Genomic DNA, 559 nt, shown 5'->3' on the forward strand with positions numbered 1-559 from the left:
CCACCAAGGATGGAGCGCGGCAAGCGACGATATCTTCGGCCGCCCATTTGGCCGTCTATCCGCCGGCGGAAAGGACTTTTTCTACAGCCTCAACGCTGGAGTTAAGCGGCGGCGAAGCCGTCCGCCTTGAACGAATGGTTAGCCATTGCCCGCCGATGGAAGCGTGGTAGCTAGGTAGGTAAGAGCAACAGCTGCAATGGTCTTGACGGTAACGCCAGTTGCCATACAGCGCCAGCAGTGGAAGCGCCCCTGCTGTGTTGCAAGGTCGAGTGCGCCGCTGAGTAGATGAAAGCCAAGGGCGAGCCATGCCCACAACGGAGTTGCGGACGGTTTGAACCACGGACAGAGGCCGCAGAGCACCAGACAAAAGCACATCCCGTAGACCAAGTACTTCTTTACGTCACCTGCCAACGGACTTCGATTCTGGTAGATGATGTCCGTCTGAATTTCTGGGGAGGCCGCGACAGCGCCACCCAAATACCCAAGTATGCCGTGGGCGACGGCGATCACTTTCATGTATAGGAGCGCGTTTTCCATTGGCTAACGTAGCTGTAGAAAA

General features: G+C 56.9%; 1 protein-coding gene. It reads right to left on the reverse strand.

Going from position 1 to position 559, the window contains the following annotated elements; translation table 11 throughout:
- Nucleotides 1–138 precede the first annotated feature (138 nt).
- Nucleotides 139–516 (reverse strand): hypothetical protein, encoded by a 378-nt coding sequence (locus UU7_RS17090; protein WP_157582423.1) that lies wholly within the window; start codon nt 514–516, stop codon nt 139–141.
- Between the last annotated feature and the right edge of the window lie 43 nt (nt 517–559).

This window comes from Rhodanobacter spathiphylli B39, assembly GCF_000264295.1.
Taxonomy (GTDB): Bacteria; Pseudomonadota; Gammaproteobacteria; order Xanthomonadales; family Rhodanobacteraceae; genus Rhodanobacter; species Rhodanobacter spathiphylli.

Bases quoted from the DNA above. Each gene is read 5' to 3' on its own strand.
- UU7_RS17090 (WP_157582423.1), bottom strand. From the start codon at position 516: ATGAAAGTGATCGCCGTCGCCCACGGCATACTTGGGTATTTGGGTGGC.